General features: G+C 65.1%; 13 protein-coding genes. 10 read left to right on the forward strand and 3 right to left on the reverse strand.

Annotation, left to right across the window (positions count from 1 at the left end):
- The first annotated feature begins 11 nt into the window (after window positions 1-11).
- From LOY42_RS24610 to LOY42_RS24650, 9 genes are all read left to right on the forward strand, one after another.
- Entirely contained in the window at window positions 12-1,694 is a 1,683-nt protein-coding gene (locus LOY42_RS24610) for an NAD(P)/FAD-dependent oxidoreductase (protein ID WP_102681915.1), read from the forward strand.
- A gap of 16 nt (window positions 1,695-1,710) precedes the next feature.
- Window positions 1,711-2,493: a carbon-nitrogen hydrolase family protein gene (locus LOY42_RS24615; RefSeq protein ID WP_139668033.1), complete on the forward strand. Its 783-nt coding sequence runs from the start codon at window positions 1,711-1,713 to the stop codon at window positions 2,491-2,493.
- A gap of 52 nt (window positions 2,494-2,545) precedes the next feature.
- Window positions 2,546-4,861, forward strand: coding sequence for a pyrroloquinoline quinone biosynthesis protein PqqF (pqqF, locus tag LOY42_RS24620; protein WP_258599588.1), 2,316 nt, complete (start codon window positions 2,546-2,548; stop codon window positions 4,859-4,861).
- 170 nt (window positions 4,862-5,031) lie between these two features.
- A complete protein-coding gene (gene pqqA, locus LOY42_RS24625; protein ID WP_003243383.1) occupies window positions 5,032-5,103 on the forward strand; it encodes a pyrroloquinoline quinone precursor peptide PqqA in 72 nt (23 codons plus the stop codon).
- Between the two features lie 73 nt (window positions 5,104-5,176).
- Window positions 5,177-6,088: a pyrroloquinoline quinone biosynthesis protein PqqB gene (pqqB, locus tag LOY42_RS24630; protein WP_198753801.1), complete on the forward strand. Its 912-nt coding sequence runs from the start codon at window positions 5,177-5,179 to the stop codon at window positions 6,086-6,088.
- 27 nt (window positions 6,089-6,115) lie between these two features.
- The gene (pqqC, locus tag LOY42_RS24635) at window positions 6,116-6,853 is read left to right on the forward strand and encodes a pyrroloquinoline-quinone synthase PqqC (RefSeq protein WP_177485975.1); all 738 of its coding nucleotides are present in this window, start codon (window positions 6,116-6,118) and stop codon (window positions 6,851-6,853) included.
- Window positions 6,850-7,125, forward strand: a complete 276-nt coding sequence (gene pqqD / locus LOY42_RS24640; RefSeq protein WP_102681910.1) for a pyrroloquinoline quinone biosynthesis peptide chaperone PqqD — start codon at window positions 6,850-6,852, stop codon at window positions 7,123-7,125. The genes pqqC and pqqD overlap by 4 nt, the downstream gene beginning before the upstream one ends.
- Complete coding sequence (gene pqqE / locus LOY42_RS24645) at window positions 7,097-8,245, forward strand: pyrroloquinoline quinone biosynthesis protein PqqE (protein WP_258599589.1); 1,149 nt, start codon at window positions 7,097-7,099, stop codon at window positions 8,243-8,245. The genes pqqD and pqqE overlap by 29 nt, the downstream gene beginning before the upstream one ends.
- Window positions 8,211-10,037, forward strand: a complete 1,827-nt coding sequence (locus LOY42_RS24650) for a S9 family peptidase (protein ID WP_258599590.1) — start codon at window positions 8,211-8,213, stop codon at window positions 10,035-10,037. Before pqqE ends, LOY42_RS24650 begins: the two co-directional genes overlap by 35 nt.
- Before the next feature lie 93 nt (window positions 10,038-10,130).
- Here LOY42_RS24650 and LOY42_RS24655 read toward each other — a convergent pair whose 3' ends face one another.
- Complete coding sequence (locus LOY42_RS24655) at window positions 10,131-10,289, reverse strand: YqaE/Pmp3 family membrane protein (RefSeq protein WP_003177654.1); 159 nt, start codon at window positions 10,287-10,289, stop codon at window positions 10,131-10,133.
- Window positions 10,290-10,444: 155 nt separating this feature from the next.
- Window positions 10,445-11,722 carry an aspartate aminotransferase family protein gene (locus tag LOY42_RS24660; RefSeq protein WP_198753799.1) on the reverse strand — a complete coding sequence of 426 codons (1,278 nt, stop codon included), beginning with the start codon at window positions 11,720-11,722 and terminating at the stop codon, window positions 10,445-10,447.
- A gap of 210 nt (window positions 11,723-11,932) precedes the next feature.
- Between LOY42_RS24660 and LOY42_RS24665 the strand changes: the two genes are divergently transcribed.
- Window positions 11,933-12,856 (forward strand): LysR family transcriptional regulator, encoded by a 924-nt coding sequence (locus tag LOY42_RS24665; RefSeq protein ID WP_139668024.1) that lies wholly within the window; start codon window positions 11,933-11,935, stop codon window positions 12,854-12,856.
- A 382-nt stretch (window positions 12,857-13,238) separates the two neighbouring features.
- Here LOY42_RS24665 and LOY42_RS24670 read toward each other — a convergent pair whose 3' ends face one another.
- A complete protein-coding gene (locus LOY42_RS24670) occupies window positions 13,239-15,017 on the reverse strand; it encodes an acyl-CoA dehydrogenase C-terminal domain-containing protein (RefSeq protein WP_258599591.1) in 1,779 nt (592 codons plus the stop codon).
- Window positions 15,018-15,067 lie beyond the last annotated feature (50 nt).

Here is a 15,067-nt window from a genome sequence, read left to right on the forward strand (position 1 = left end):
AAGGTCATTACATGAACAAGAAAAACCGCCACCCCGCCGACGGCAAGAAACCCATCACCATCTTCGGCCCGGACTTTCCCTTCGCCTTCGACGACTGGCTGGAGCACCCGGCCGGCCTGGGCAGCATTCCCGAGGCGCGCCATGGCGAAGAAGTGGCGATCGTCGGTGGCGGTATTGCCGGGCTGGTGGCGGCGTACGAGTTGATGAAGCTGGGCCTCAAGCCCGTGGTGTACGAAGCTTCCAAGCTGGGTGGCAGGCTGCGTTCGCAGGTGTTCAACGGCACCGACGGCATCGTCGCCGAACTGGGCGGCATGCGTTTCCCGGTGTCGTCCACCGCCTTCTACCACTACGTCGACAAGCTGGGCCTGGAGACCAAGCCCTTCCCCAACCCGCTGACGCCGGCCTCAGGGAGTACGGTGATCGACCTGGAAGGCCAGACCTACTACGCCGAGAAGTACGCCGACCTGCCGCAGCTGTTCCACGAAGTGGCCGACGCCTGGGCCGACGCCCTGGAGAGCGGGGCGCAGTTCGCCGACATTCAGCAGGCCATTCGCGACCGCGACGTACCGCGCCTGAAAGACCTGTGGAACAAGCTGGTGCCGCTGTGGGACGACCGCACTTTCTATGACTTCGTCGCCACCTCGCGCTCGTTCGCCAAGCTGAGCTTCCAGCACCGCGAGGTGTTCGGCCAGGTGGGCTTCGGCACCGGCGGCTGGGACTCGGACTTCCCCAACTCGATGCTGGAAATCTTCCGCGTGGTGATGACCAACTGCGACGACCACCAGCACCTGGTGGTCGGCGGCGTCGAGCAGGTGCCACAAGGCATCTGGCGCCATGTACCGGAGCGCTGCGCCCACTGGCCGGCGGGCACCAGCCTCAGTACGCTGCATGGCGGCGCGCCGCGCACCGGGGTCAAGCGCATCGCCCGCGCCAGCGATGGGCGCCTGGCGGTCACCGACAACTACGGTGACGTGCGCCACTACGCTGCTGTGCTCACCACCTGCCAGAGCTGGCTGCTGACCACCCAGATCGACTGCGAAGAGTCGCTGTTCTCGCAGAAAATGTGGATGGCCCTGGACCGCACCCGCTACATGCAGTCGTCGAAGACCTTCGTCATGGTCGATCGCCCGTTCTGGAAGGACAAAGACCCGCAGACCGGTCGCGACCTTATGAGCATGACCCTCACCGACCGCCTGACCCGCGGCACCTACCTGTTCGACAACGGCGACGACAAGCCGGGGGTGATCTGCCTGTCCTACGCCTGGATGAGCGACGCCCTGAAGATGCTGCCGCACCCGACCGAAAAGCGCGTGCAACTGGCTCTCGACGCGCTGAAGAAGATCTACCCCAAGACCGATATCGCCGGGCATATCATCGGCGATCCGATCACCATCTCGTGGGAGGCCGACCCGCACTTCCTCGGTGCCTTCAAGGGCGCGCTGCCGGGCCACTACCGCTACAACCAGCGCATGTACGCGCACTTCATGCAGGCCGACATGCCCGCCGAGCAGCGCGGCATCTTCATCGCCGGTGACGACGTATCGTGGACCCCGGCCTGGGTGGAAGGCGCGGTGCAGACGTCGCTCAATGCCGTGTGGGGTATCATCAACCACTTCGGTGGCCAGACCCACCCGGACAACCCCGGCCCAGGCGATGTGTTCCACGAGATCGGTCCGATCGCCCTGGCCGACTGAGCGAAGGAGTAGCGCCATGCGCATCGCCCTGTATCAGGGCACGCCACAGCCATTGGACGTGCCCGGCAACCTCGAGCGCCTGCAGCACCAGGCCCAGCTGGCCGCCGCCCGCGGCGCCCGGTTGCTGGTGTGCCCGGAGATGTTCCTCAGCGGCTACAACATCGGCCTGGACCAGGTGGAACGCCTGGCCGAGGCCGAGGACGGCCCCTCGGCGATGAGCGTCGTCGAGATTGCCCAGGCGCACCGCATCGCCATCGTCTATGGCTACCCCGAGCGGGCCGAGGACGGGGCGATCTACAACAGCGTGCAACTGATCGACGCCCATGGCCGCAGCCTGTGCAACTACCGCAAGACCCACCTGTTCGGTGAGCTGGACCGCTCGATGTTCAGCCCGGGCGGCGATCACTTCCCGGTCGTCGAGCTGGAGGGCTGGAAGGTCGGCATGCTGATCTGCTACGACATCGAGTTCCCGGAGAACGCCCGGCGCCTGGCGCTGAACGGCGCCGAGCTGATCCTGGTGCCGACGGCAAACATGGCGCCCTACGACTTCGTCTGCCAGGTAACCGTGCGCTCGCGAGCGCAGGAGAACCAGTGCTACCTGGTATACGCCAACTACCGCGGCAGCGAGGGCGAGATCCAGTATTGCGGGCAGAGCAGCATCATCGGGCCGGACGGCGATGTACTGGCGATGGCCGACCACGAGGAAGGACTGTTGCTGGCAGATCTGCAGCGCGAGCGGATATTGAAAGGGCGCGAAGCGTTTCCCTACTTGGCGGACCTGCGTCGGGACCTGAATTGACAGCCGCAGGGCCAGAACAGACAACCTCGGCATTGCGCGCTAGCATGGCGTCATGTCCGACGCCATCCGCCACCTTACCCTTGCCAACGGCCTGCGCCTGACCCTGCGCCATGCCCCGCGCCTCAAGCGCGCGGCGGCAGCGCTACGGGTGCATGCCGGCAGCCACGATGCCCCGGCACGCTGGCCGGGCCTGGCACACTTTCTCGAACACCTGTTCTTCCTCGGCACCGCGCGCTTCCCGCTGGACGACGGCCTCATGCGCTATGTCCAGGGCCTGGGGGGCCAGGTCAACGCCAGCACCCGCGAGCGCACCACCGACTTCTTCTTCGAAGTGCCGCCCGCGGCGCTGGCCGGCGGGCTGGAGCGCCTGTGCCAGATGCTCGCCGAGCCGGACTTTGCCATCGAGCGCCAGCGCCGCGAACGCGAGGTGATCCATGCCGAGTTCATCGCCTGGTCGCGCAACCCCGAAGCCCAACGCCAGTTCACCCTGTTGCAATCGGTGTCGGCGCGCCATCCGCTGAGCGCTTTCCATGCCGGCAACCGCTACAGCCTGCCGCTGGAAAGCCCGGCCTTCCAGCAAGGACTGAGACGGTTCCATCAACGCAACTATCACGGCAAGCAGCTCACCTTGAGCCTGGCCGGCCCGCAGTCGCTGGATGAGCTGACACTATTGGGCAGACAGTACGGCGAGCTGTTCGCCCAGGGTGCGGGCACCGTACGCAACCGGCCGCCCACGTTGCTCGAAGCGCCTTTGCGCCAGCCAACCGCATGGGGTGCCCGTCATGACTGGCTGTTCGCCCATGACAGCGTGCCGGAAGGCGCGGAACAGGCGCTTGAATTGTTACTGGCCCAGCTCACCGACAGCCGGTCTGGCGGTTGGCTGGATGCCTTGCGCAAGCGCGGCTGGCTGCAGGACTGCAAGGCGCAACAACTCCACGCCCATGCCGGGCAACTGCTCTGGCATGTCCAGTTGCAGCTGGCGGACGAAGCCTGCCTGGCCGAGGCCCGGGCGCTGCTGTATGGCTGGCTGGGTTTTCTACGGCAGCAGGATCCTGGGCAGCTGAACCTGCGCTTCACGCAACTGCAGCAACGCCGGGAGCAAGCTGGCAGCGCGCTCGAACTGGCCCAGCGCGACAGCGCCGGGCGGCCGTTCAGCGGCCTGTCGGGCCAAGGCCTGGCCGCCTTCGATGCACTGCTGGCCGACCTGCCATCCACGGCGGCAGGAGACTGGCAGCTCCCTCCCGAAGAAGTACTGCTGGCAGGCGCACTGCCAATGATCGGCAGCGTATTGCCAGCCGCGCTCGGTATCGGTGACTGCCTGCCGCCAGCACGCCAGTTCGCGGCGCTGGATCTGCGCTGGCAGATTTTGTCACCTCTGCGCCAACGCCTGTGGCCCGTTCTCGAGCACAGCCTTCGACCGTTGCGCGAACGTGCCACGCAGGCGGCATTGCAACTGGGCTTCGAGGCCTGCGGCGAGTACTGGCAGTTGCGCCTGGCGGGGCATCCCCTGGCCGTGATCAACGCCACGCAGGAGGCGCTTGCGTTGCTGCGCTCGCCTGCCAGGGAGCATTGGCACGCGCCAGCGGCAGCCGAAGCACCCTTGATACCGATCCGCACCCTGCTCAAGGCACTGCCAGACACTTTGCTGATGGGCGCAATACAACCACTGCAGGTCTGCACGCCGGACCAGCCGCAGCTCGATTCACTCTGGCGACAGGCCCGGTGGCAGGGATTGGCGCAAGGATTCGACGCAGCGCAACAGGGGGCGCTGGGAACGGTACTGCAAAGCCTCATGGGCCAACCTGCCGCGCCTTCAGCGCCACGTCCGATCCACGAGCGCCACTGGCGGCAGATCCCGACTACGGGCAGCGAGCCCGCACTGTTGCTGTTCTGCCCATTGCCTGCGCGCCTGCACCCTGCCGGCCGCCTGCTGGCCCAGCTGTTGCAGGGCCCGGTCTATCAACGCCTGCGCGTCGAGCTACAACTGGGTTATGCGGTGTTCAGCGCCTTTCGTCAGATCGAAGGCTACGGCGGGCTCCTGTTCGGCGTGCAATCGCCGCACGCCAGCCACGCAGAGATCCTTGGCCACCTGCTGAATCTGCTGCGCCAAGGCGCCACGCTGAACGCAGCTGCCCGTACCCAGCTCGCCGATCAATTCGACGAAACGGCGATGAGCAATGCCGATGTCGCGCAATGGGCCTGGCAGGCACATATGGCGACACACAATCCGGACCTGCCCCGCATGCGCCGATCTATTCTCAATGTCGAGCAAGTTCAGTTGGACGAACTGCTGCAGCAACTCATCGACGCCAGGCACGGTTGGCTGTGCCTGGCCAATGCCGCCGCGCCGGACGCCAAATGGCGATGACGTCAGCGGTGATTGTTACCGCTTGTGCAAGGGCGCATTTCGAATAATTAACCTTTCGGTACAATTTTTTCTTGTAAGATAGCGCAATCTCGGCCAATGGAACCTCTCGTCCCTGGGAGAACCCAATAATGAACCGACCACCTCAAACCCCATCCGGAAGGAGCAAACCCATGTGGACCAAACCTGCATACACTGACCTGCGTATCGGCTTCGAAGTGACCATGTACTTCGCCAACCGCTAAGCGGCAGTGCGTTACGACGCCTCGGCCCGCCGGGGCGTTGTCGTTTTTCGGATCAGCGTTTACGAGGGCGCGCATGTACATCCAGATTCTCGGTTCCGCCGCCGGTGGCGGCTTCCCCCAGTGGAACTGCAACTGCGTCAACTGCAAGGGCTACCGCGACGGCACCCTGCGCGCCACGGCACGTACCCAGTCGTCCATCGCCCTGTCCGACGACGGCGAGCACTGGATCCTGTGCAACGCCTCGCCGGACATCCGCGCCCAGCTCCAGGCCTTCGCGCCGATGCAGCCGGCCCGGGCCCTGCGTGACACCGGTATCGATGCAATTGTCCTGCTCGACAGCCAGATCGATCACACCACCGGCCTGCTCAGCCTGCGCGAAGGCTGCCCGCACCAGGTGTGGTGCACCGACATGGTCCACCAGGACCTGAGCACCGGCTTCCCGCTGTTCAACATGCTCAGCCACTGGAACGGCGGGCTGGTGTGGAACTGCATCGAGCTTGATGGCAGCTTTGTCATCGATGCCTGTCCGAACCTGCGCTTCACTCCCTTCCCGCTGCGCAGCGCCGCGCCGCCCTACTCGCCGCACCGTTTCGACCCGCACCCCGGCGACAACCTCGGGCTGCTGGTGGAGGACACCCGCACCGGCGGCAAGTTGTTCTACGCGCCGGGCCTGGGCCAGGTCGACGCCAAGCTGCTGGAGATGATGCATGGCGCCGACTGCCTGCTGGTCGACGGCACCCTGTGGGAGGATGATGAAATGCAGCGCCGCGGCGTCGGTACCCGCACCGGCCGCGAGATGGGTCACCTGGCGCAGAATGGCGCGGGCGGCATGCTCGAGGTGCTGGACGGCTTCCCACGTCAGCGCAAGGTGCTTATCCACATCAACAACACCAACCCGATCCTCGACGAAGACTCGCCGGAACGCGCCGAAGTACAGCGCCGGGGCGTGGAAGTCGCCTTTGATGGCATGAGTATCGAGCTGTAAGGAGGCCCTGTGAGCGACGCAACGCCGATGTCCCCTGCCGAGTTCGAGCAGGCCCTGCGCGCCAAGGGCGCCTACTACCACATCCATCACCCCTACCACGTGGCGATGTATGAAGGCCGCGCCAGCCGCGAGCAGATCCAGGGCTGGGTGGCCAACCGCTTCTACTACCAGGTGAACATCCCGATGAAGGATGCGGCGATCCTGGCCAACTGCCCGGACCGCGAAGTGCGCCGCGAGTGGATCCAGCGCCTGCTCGACCACGATGGCGCGCCCGGCGAGGATGGCGGTATCGAAGCCTGGCTACGCCTGGGCCAGGCCGTGGGCCTGGACCCGGACCAATTGCGCAGCCAGGAGCTGGTGCTGCCCGGCGTGCGCTTTGCCGTGGACGCCTACGTCAACTTCGCCCGCCGCGCCAGCTGGCAGGAGGCCGCCAGCAGCTCGCTGACCGAGCTGTTCGCCCCGCAGATCCACCAGTCGCGTCTGGACAGCTGGCCGCAGCACTACCCCTGGATCGACCCGGCCGGCTACGAATACTTCCGTACCCGCCTCGGCCAGGCCCGGCGTGATGTGGAACACGGCCTGGCGATCACCCTGCAGCACTACACCACCCGCGAAGGGCAGGAGCGCATGCTGGAGATCCTGCAATTCAAGCTGGATATCCTGTGGAGCATGCTCGACGCCATGAGCATGGCCTATGAACTGAACCGCCCGCCGTACCACAGCGTCACCGCCGAGCGGGTCTGGCACAAGGGGATCGCCCTATGAGTTTCGACCGTCAACAGGTGCCCGCCTGGCGCCCCGGCTATCGTTTCCAGTACGAGCCCGCGCAAAAGGGCCATGTGCTGCTGTACCCCGAAGGGATGATCAAGCTCAACGACAGCGCCGGCCTGATCGGCGGGCTGATCGATGGCCAGCGCAGCGTCGCCGCGATCATCGGCGAGCTGCAACAGCAATTCCCCGATGTGCCCGAAGTCGCCGACGACATCGAGCAATTCATGGAGGTGGCCCGTGCCGAACACTGGATCACCCTCGCCTGAGGTGCCGGTCGGCCTGCCCTTGTGGCTGCTGGCCGAGCTCACCTACCGCTGCCCTTTGCAGTGCCCGTACTGCTCCAACCCACTGGATTTCGCCGAGCAGGGCAAGGAGCTGAGCACCGAGCAGTGGTTCAAGGTAATGGCCGAAGCCCGCGAGATGGGCGCCGCGCAGATCGGCTTCTCCGGCGGCGAGCCGCTGGTGCGCCAGGACCTTGCCGAACTGATCGCTGAAGCTCGGCGCCTGGGCTACTACACCAACCTGATCACCTCCGGCATCGGCCTGACCGAACAGAAGATCGCCGCCTTCAAACAGGCCGGGCTGGACCATATCCAGATCAGCTTCCAGGCCAGCGACGAGCAGGTAAACAACCTCCTGGCCGGCTCGAAAAAGGCCTTCGCGCAGAAGCTGGAGATGGCCCGGGCGGTGAAGGCCCACGGCTACCCGATGGTGCTCAACTTCGTCACCCATCGGCACAACATCGACCGGATCGACCGCATCATCGAGCTGTGCATCGCCCTTGAGGCCGACTTCGTGGAGCTGGCCACCTGCCAGTTCTACGGCTGGGCGCACCTCAACCGCCTTGGCCTGCTGCCGACCCGCGCCCAGCTGGAAACGGCCGAGCGCATCACCAATGAGTACCGCGACAAGCTCAAGGCCGAAGGCAGCCCGTGCAAGCTGATCTTCGTCACCCCCGACTACTACGAAGAGCGCCCCAAGGCCTGCATGAATGGCTGGGGCAGCCTGTTCCTGACCATCACCCCGGACGGCACCGCCCTGCCCTGCCATGGCGCGCGCCAGCTGCCGGTGCAGTTCCCCAATGTGCGCGACCATGACCTGCGCCACATCTGGTACGACTCGTTCGGCTTCAACCGCTTCCGAGGCTATGACTGGATGCCCGAGCCGTGCCGCTCGTGCGACGAAAAGGAAAAGGACTTCGGCGGCTGCCGCTGCCAGGCCTTCATGCTCACTGGCGATGCCAGCAAGGCCGACCCGGTGTGCGCCAAGTCACCGGACCACGGCATCATCCTCAAGGCCCGCGAGGAAGCCGAGCACGCCACGTTGGAGATTGAACAGATGACCTTCCGCAATGAGCGCAACTCCCATGTCATTGCCCGCGGCTGAGTTCAGCGCCACCCAGGCGGTGGCCGCCGGGACCGATTTCGCCGAGCTGAAGGTCGGCGAACAGGGTGTGTTCTGGAACGAGTTCCGGCCCGCCGATGGCGCCTGCCGCATCTGGCATTGGCTCGACCACCAGGCTCGCTGCCTGACCCCGGACGGCTACAGTGTGCGCAGCCGGGTCTATGAATACGGTGGCGGCAGCTTTTGCCTCGGTGGCGACGGGCTGGTGTTCGTCAACGAACAGGACCAGCAAGTCTACACCCAGGGTTTCGACGGCAGCCCCCCGCGTCCGCTCAGCCACGCCGGCGATTGTCGCTACGGCGATGTCCAGTGGCATGCCGGCCAGGTGCTGGCCGTCGAGGAACGCCATGCCCAACAGGTCGAGCATCGCCTGGTCAGCCTCGCGGCGGGTCATCGGGAAGTCCTGGCCGAAGGCGCCGACTTCTACGCCTCGCCAACGCTGAGCCAAGATGGCTGCCGCCTGGCCTGGATCGAATGGGACCGCCCGGCGCAACCCTGGACCGTTACCCGGCTGATGTGTCGCGAGCGCGCCCCGTCCGGTGCCTGGGGAACGGCACGCTGCATCGCCGCGCAGGACGAATCGTTGCAGCAGCCGCGCTTCGATGAGCAGGGCCGCTTGCACTGCCTGTCCGACCGCGAGGGTTTCTGGCAGCCTTGGGCCGAACTCGACGGGGGCTGGCAACGCCTCCCAGCAGCGGCCGCCGATCATGCCACCGCGCCCTGGCAACTGGGCGCCAGCACCTGGCTGGCCCTCGGCCCCACCAGCTACCTGGCCAGCTGGTTCGAGAACGGCTTCGGCCAACTGGGGTTGCGCCGTGACACTGGCGAAGTGGAGCGTTATGCCAGTGCATACACACGGTTCCGTAGCCTGGCCTTGGACAACGAGCGCATCTATGCAGTGGCCGCCTCGCCGATCAGCCCACCGGCGGTGATCGCCATCGACCGGTGCAGCCACGAAGTCGAAGTACTGGCAGGCGGCGCCGAGGTGCTGCCGGTGGAATACATCAGCCGCCCGCAGCCGATCCACTATGCCAGTGGCGATGGCACGGCCCACGGTTTCTTCTATCCGACCATGCAAGGTGCGGCCGGCCTACCCCCACTGGTTGTGTTCATCCATGGCGGCCCGACCTCAGCCTGCTACCCGGTGCTCGACCCGCGCATCCAGTACTGGACCCAACGCGGCTTCGCCGTCGCCGACCTCAACTACCGAGGCAGCAGCGGCTACGGTCGCGCCTACCGCCAGGCGCTGCACCTGCGTTGGGGCGAATGCGACGTCGAGGACGCTTGCGCTGCGGTCAGGCATCTTGCCGAGCAGGGCTTGATCGACCCGACCCAGGCCTTCATCCGCGGTGGCAGCGCCGGCGGCTACACCACCCTGTGCGCCTTGGCCTTCCAGGATGTGTTCCGTGGCGGCGCCAGCCTGTACGGCGTCAGCGACCCCGAGGCGCTGGGCCGGGCCACCCACAAGTTCGAAGGCGACTACCTGGACTGGCTGATCGGCGACCCGCAGCGCGATGCCGAACGGTATCGCCAGCGCACACCATTGCTGCACGCCGGGCGGATCAAGGTACCGGTGATTTTCTTCCAGGGTGAGCTGGATGCGGTGGTGGTACCGGAGCAGACACGCTTGATGCTCGAGGCCCTACAGGCCAATGGCATCCAAGCCGAGGGGCATTTTTATGCGGGCGAGCGGCATGGGTTCCGCCAGGCGGCGAATCTGGCGCATGCGCTCGACTCAGAGTGGAAGTTCTACTGCCGGCTGCTTGGCCGGTAGGGCAAAACATAGCTTCAGGCTTCAATTGCAACGGCGTGGGAGCGGCGGTGCGCCGATCCCACGCTGATCATGCTTGCAGCGCGGTCTATGCGCTCAGCGCTTGGCAATGATGTACACCGCGTGCACGATCCCGGGGATGTAACCCAGCAAGGTCAGCAGGATGTTCAGCCAGAACGCGCCACCGAACCCTACCTGGAGGAAAACGCCCAGCGGCGGCAGGAGGATGGCGATGATGATGCGGATGAAGTCCATGCGGTGTGCTCCTTGAAGGTGTATCAACACAGACTAGCCGTACCTGCCGGAGGTTCCACCGGACAAAAAAACGCCCCTGGCCATGTATTTCAGACCAGAGGCGATGCGCAGGAACGCGAGACGGTTCGTTGAAATTCTGTACGTCGGCTGCCGGGTCAGGCCGGCACTTCACGGCGATTGTGCTGCTGGGCATGCAGTCGGGTGAACGCCCGGGCCAGGCGCAAGAGCATCTCGTCGATGTTGCCCTTGCTCACGGTCAATGCCGGCGAGAAGCGCACCACGTCGGCCTGCGGCGCATTGAGCAGCAAGCCCTCCTGCAATGCAGCCTCGACCAGTTGCGCCGCGGCGCCCTCGCGCAGTTGCAACCCCCACAGCAGCCCCTGACCGCGCACCTCGCCCTGGCCATAGCGACCAGCCAGGCGGCTGAGGCCATCGCGCAGGTGACGACCACTGTCCATCACCTGCTCGAAGAACCCCGTATCCAGCACGGCCTGCAGCACAGCCAGCCCGGCAGCGCTCATCAGTGCGTTGCCATGGTGGCTGCCTTCCAGTTCGCCCGGCTCGGCGCAGCAGGCACGCCCACGGGCCAGCAGCGCCGCCAACGGCACACCGCCGCCCAGGCCTTTGCCGAGGGTGATGATGTCGGCCCGCACCCCGTAGGTTTCTTCTGCCAGCAGGGCGCCGCAACGTCCTACACCGGTCTGCACCTCATCGAGGATCAGCAGGATGCCCAGCTCACGACACAACTGCTCGACACCCTGGAGGTACTCGCGGGTGGCCGGAATCACGCCGGCTTCGCCCTGGATCGGCTCAAGCATGATTGCCACGGTGCGCGAGTCGACCGCCGCATGCAGCGCCGCCAGGTCGTTGAACGGCACCTTGCTGAAGCCCGGCAAGCCGGGCTCGCAACGATTGCATGGCAGCGGGTCGGAAGCCGACAACGCCCCGAGCGTGCGCCCATGGCAGCCGTGGCTGGCGGTAATGATGTGATAGGCGCCGTTGCGGTGCAGTTGGCCCCATTTGCGCGCCAGTTTGATCGCACCCTCGCAGGCCTCGGCGCCACTGTTGAGCAGGTAGGCCTGATCACTACCAGTGCGCTGGCACAGCAGCTCGACCAGGTTCAGCAGGCCGCGGCTGTGGTAGCCCGCGCCGGGATTGACCAACGCCTGGGCCTGGTCGCCCAGGGCCTTGACCAGCACGCTCGGGCTGTGACCCAGGCTGTTCACCGCACAACCCTGGGTGAAGTCCAGGTAGGCGTGCCCTTCGTCATCCCACAACCACGATCCCTGACCGCGCACGAACACGTGCGGCGCACGTTCGATGCTGGGCATCAGCCGCTCGCGGGAGCACTGCGCGGCGGCCGGCACGCTCACCAAGGCACGCTTGGGCTCGGCGACGGCGGGTGCCGAACGGCGCAGGTTGAACAGGTTCATCGGGACTCCGGCCAATCACGGTGGTGGGCGGTCAAGGTTCCGGTCTGGCGCCGGAATTGAATATTCTGCCTTGCCTATCAAAAGTGTTTTTCACCTGGGGTAACAATCGCCGGGATGAGCGCTGTAACCCGTTGGAATACGGCGATAGACTAGGCCTCTGGTCGATTCGCGGCCATTTCGTTTTCTCAGCTTTTTCGATAAGTATCACTTATGGATTTTCGCCAACTGCGCTACTTCGTCGCGGTCTATGAAGAAGGCCATGTGGGCCGCGCCGCCGAACGCCTGTCGCTGTCCCAGCCAGCGCTGTCGCAGCAGATTCGCCAGCTGGAGCACAGCCTCGACCTGAGCCTGTTCGAACGCAGCAACAAACGCCTGCTGCCCACACTCGCCGCGCATACCCTGTACAACCACGCCGTGCCCTTGCTCGATGGCCTGCAACGGGCCCACGAGGCCATGGGCAATTTCAAGGGCCAGTCGCTGCGCACCCTGGCCATCGGTGTGCTGCAGACCGTACGGCCAAGTCTGGTACCGCAACTCCTGGAGCGGGTGCGCAAAGCCCAACCGCACCTGGTGGTACAGATCTATGAACTGTCGGGGTCGGAGATCGAACGGCGCCTGCTCAACGGTAGCCTGGACATCGGCATCAGCTACCTGCCACCACGCCAGCCGGGGCTGCACGGCTTGCTGCTGTACGAAGATGAACTGCAGTTGGTCATCCCCCGTACCCACCCCTTGAAAGACTTCAAGAAGGTCTCGATCCGTCAGGCGGCCGAGTTGCCGATGTTGATGCTTGGCGAGGAGTTCCAGATCCGCCAGATCTGGAAGGCGCAGCTGGCCAGCCAAGGGCGCAGGCCGCAGGTGCAGGCCGAGATGAACAACATGGCGGGGATCCTCGACAGCCTGGCGCACACGGCGCTGGTGACCATCCTGCCGGGCCGGGCCAAGGATGCCGCACAGGACGACCAGGAGCTGCTGTGGAAGCCTCTCAGCGAGCCACGTATACCGCTGAAGGTAGGCCTGGTGTTTCGTGACGCGCAACGTCAACAGGCCTCGGTCGAGCTGCTGCGTAGCTTGCTGGAGGAAGAGGCCGAGCCACGCCAGCTGGGTGTTTCGCCGCTGGACGTGCTTGGCTGAAACACGCGCACAAAGAAAACCCCGCCTAAGCGGGGTTTTCCAGACTGTTTCCCTTCGACATCCTTATCACCCCGCCATCCTGGCAGGAAATCCTTCTTGTCCCTGTTCTATCTTTTCGCGCTTCCTGCGCAACTTCCTTGTAAGGCGTCCTGCTCTGTCCATTGCGCATCCTGCGCTACGTCCATGTAAGAAAGAGTAACCGTGGATCCAATCGTAGGAAAGAGGCGAAACGTCACCACGTCGTGTAAGCCAAAGCTTACAAAAGAGGTCCATTCACAAACATGCGCCGCCGACAAAACAAAAAGGCCGCCCCCGCAGCCGGATGTATCCGGTGCGGGGGCGGCCTCGTGCCGCAATCAGGCTGCCAAGCAGCCCGGCGGGATCAGAACTGCGCAGCGTCCAGCAGGTACAGCGACTCGCTACCGGCTTTCACCGACGCCGCCAGCGAATGGACTCGCGGCAGTAGGCGGGCAAAGTAGAACCGTGCCGTGCCCAGCTTGGCGCCATAGAAGTCCGCATCCCCCTCGCCGGCCTTGGCGGCGCGCGCCATCAGTGCCCACATGTAGGCATAGGCGACATAACCGAATGCGTGCAGGTACTCGACCGAAGCCGCGCCGATCTCATTGGGGTTGCCCTTGGCCTGATCCAGCACCCAGTTGGTCAGCTCGTCGAGCTGGTCGAGGGAGGCTGCCAGGGGCTTGGTGAACTCGCCAAGATCAGCAGCATTGGCTGCGATGAACTGGCGGATCTCGTCGGCGAACAGCTTGTAGTAGGCGCCACCGCTGGCCACCACCTTACGGCCGACCAAGTCCAGTGCCTGGATACCGTTGGTGCCTTCGTAGATCTGGGTGATGCGCACATCGCGCACCAACTGCTCCTGGCCCCACTCGCGGATGTAGCCATGGCCGCCGAAGACCTGCTGGCCATGCACGGTGCACTCCAGGCCCAGGTCGGTGAGGAAGGCCTTGGCCACCGGGGTCAGCAACGCCACCAATTCCTCGCTGCGCTTGCGGGTCGCGGCGTCTTCGCTGTACTTGGCGCTGTCGAGCTGCATCGCCACATAGGTGGAGAACGCCCGGCCGCCTTCGGTCAGCGCCTTCATGGTCAGCAACATGCGCCGCACGTCCGGGTGGACGATGATCGGGTCAGCCACCTTGTCCTTGGCCTGCGGACCGGTCGGGGCGCGGCTCTGCAGACGGTCACGGGCGTATTCCACGGCATTCTGGTAGGAACGCTCGGCCGAGGCCAGGCCCTGGATGCCGACACCCAGGCGCTCGTAGTTCATCATGGTGAACATGGCCGCCAGGCCCTTGTTCGGCTCGCCGACGATATAGCCGACCGCTTCGTCGAAGTTCATCACGCAGGTGGCCGAGCCCTGGATGCCCATCTTGTGCTCGATCGAGCCGCAAGTGGCCGGGTTGCGCGCGCCGAGGCTGCCATCTTCGTTGACCAGGAACTTGGGTACCAGGAACAGCGAGATGCCTTTCGGGCCTGCCGGTGCATCCGGCAGCTTGGCCAGTACCAGATGGATGATGTTCTCGGTGAGATCGTGCTCGCCGCCGGTGATGAAGATCTTGGTGCCGCTGACCTTGTAGCTGCCATCAGCCTGGGGCTCGGCCTTGGTGCGGATGATACCCAGGTCGGTACCGGCGTGGGGCTCGGTGAGGCACATGGAGCCGGCCCAGACACCCGAGTACATGTTCGGCAGGTACTTTTCCTTGAGCGCTTCACTGGCGTGGGCGTTGATCGACAGGCAGGCGCCGGCGGTCAGCATCGGGTACAGGCCGAAGGCCAGGCTCGAGGCATTGACCATTTCCTCGACCTGGGCCGAGACGACCTTGGGCATGCCCATGCCACCGAAGAGCGGATCTCCGCCAACGCCGACCCAGCCCCCTTCGGCATAAGTGTTGTATGCCTCGATGAAGCCCTCCGGGGTGCGCACCGAGCCGTTGTCCCAGTGGCAACCCTCTTCATCGGCGGCGCGGCTCAGCGGCGCGATGGTCTTGCCGGTGACCTTGCCGGCCTCCTCCAGCACGGCCATCGCCGTGTCGGCATCGACCGCCTCGGCAAGGCCGGGCAGCTGCGACCAGAGCGTGGCCACGTCGAAGACTTCATTGAGGACGAAGCGCATATCGCGCAGGGGCGCTTTATATTCAGCCATGACAACCTCTCGCTATAAGGGTCGGGGCGGCCCGTGAAGGCCGCGGCACT

The sequence above is a fragment of the Pseudomonas sp. B21-023 genome (genome assembly GCF_024749165.1).
Lineage (GTDB): Bacteria > Pseudomonadota > Gammaproteobacteria > Pseudomonadales > Pseudomonadaceae > Aquipseudomonas.

Coding starts and splice junctions, on each gene's coding strand:
- LOY42_RS24650 (WP_258599590.1), top strand. CDS start 8,211: ATGAGCGCAACTCCCATGTCATTGCCCGCGGCTGAGTTCAGCGCCACC.
- pqqB (WP_198753801.1), top strand. CDS start 5,177: ATGTACATCCAGATTCTCGGTTCCGCCGCCGGTGGCGGCTTCCCCCAG.
- LOY42_RS24655 (WP_003177654.1), bottom strand. CDS start 10,289: ATGGACTTCATCCGCATCATCATCGCCATCCTCCTGCCGCCGCTGGGC.
- LOY42_RS24665 (WP_139668024.1), top strand. CDS start 11,933: ATGGATTTTCGCCAACTGCGCTACTTCGTCGCGGTCTATGAAGAAGGC.
- LOY42_RS24660 (WP_198753799.1), bottom strand. CDS start 11,722: ATGAACCTGTTCAACCTGCGCCGTTCGGCACCCGCCGTCGCCGAGCCC.
- LOY42_RS24670 (WP_258599591.1), bottom strand. CDS start 15,017: ATGGCTGAATATAAAGCGCCCCTGCGCGATATGCGCTTCGTCCTCAAT.
- pqqF (WP_258599588.1), top strand. CDS start 2,546: ATGTCCGACGCCATCCGCCACCTTACCCTTGCCAACGGCCTGCGCCTG.
- pqqD (WP_102681910.1), top strand. CDS start 6,850: ATGAGTTTCGACCGTCAACAGGTGCCCGCCTGGCGCCCCGGCTATCGT.
- LOY42_RS24615 (WP_139668033.1), top strand. CDS start 1,711: ATGCGCATCGCCCTGTATCAGGGCACGCCACAGCCATTGGACGTGCCC.
- pqqC (WP_177485975.1), top strand. CDS start 6,116: ATGTCCCCTGCCGAGTTCGAGCAGGCCCTGCGCGCCAAGGGCGCCTAC.
- LOY42_RS24610 (WP_102681915.1), top strand. CDS start 12: ATGAACAAGAAAAACCGCCACCCCGCCGACGGCAAGAAACCCATCACC.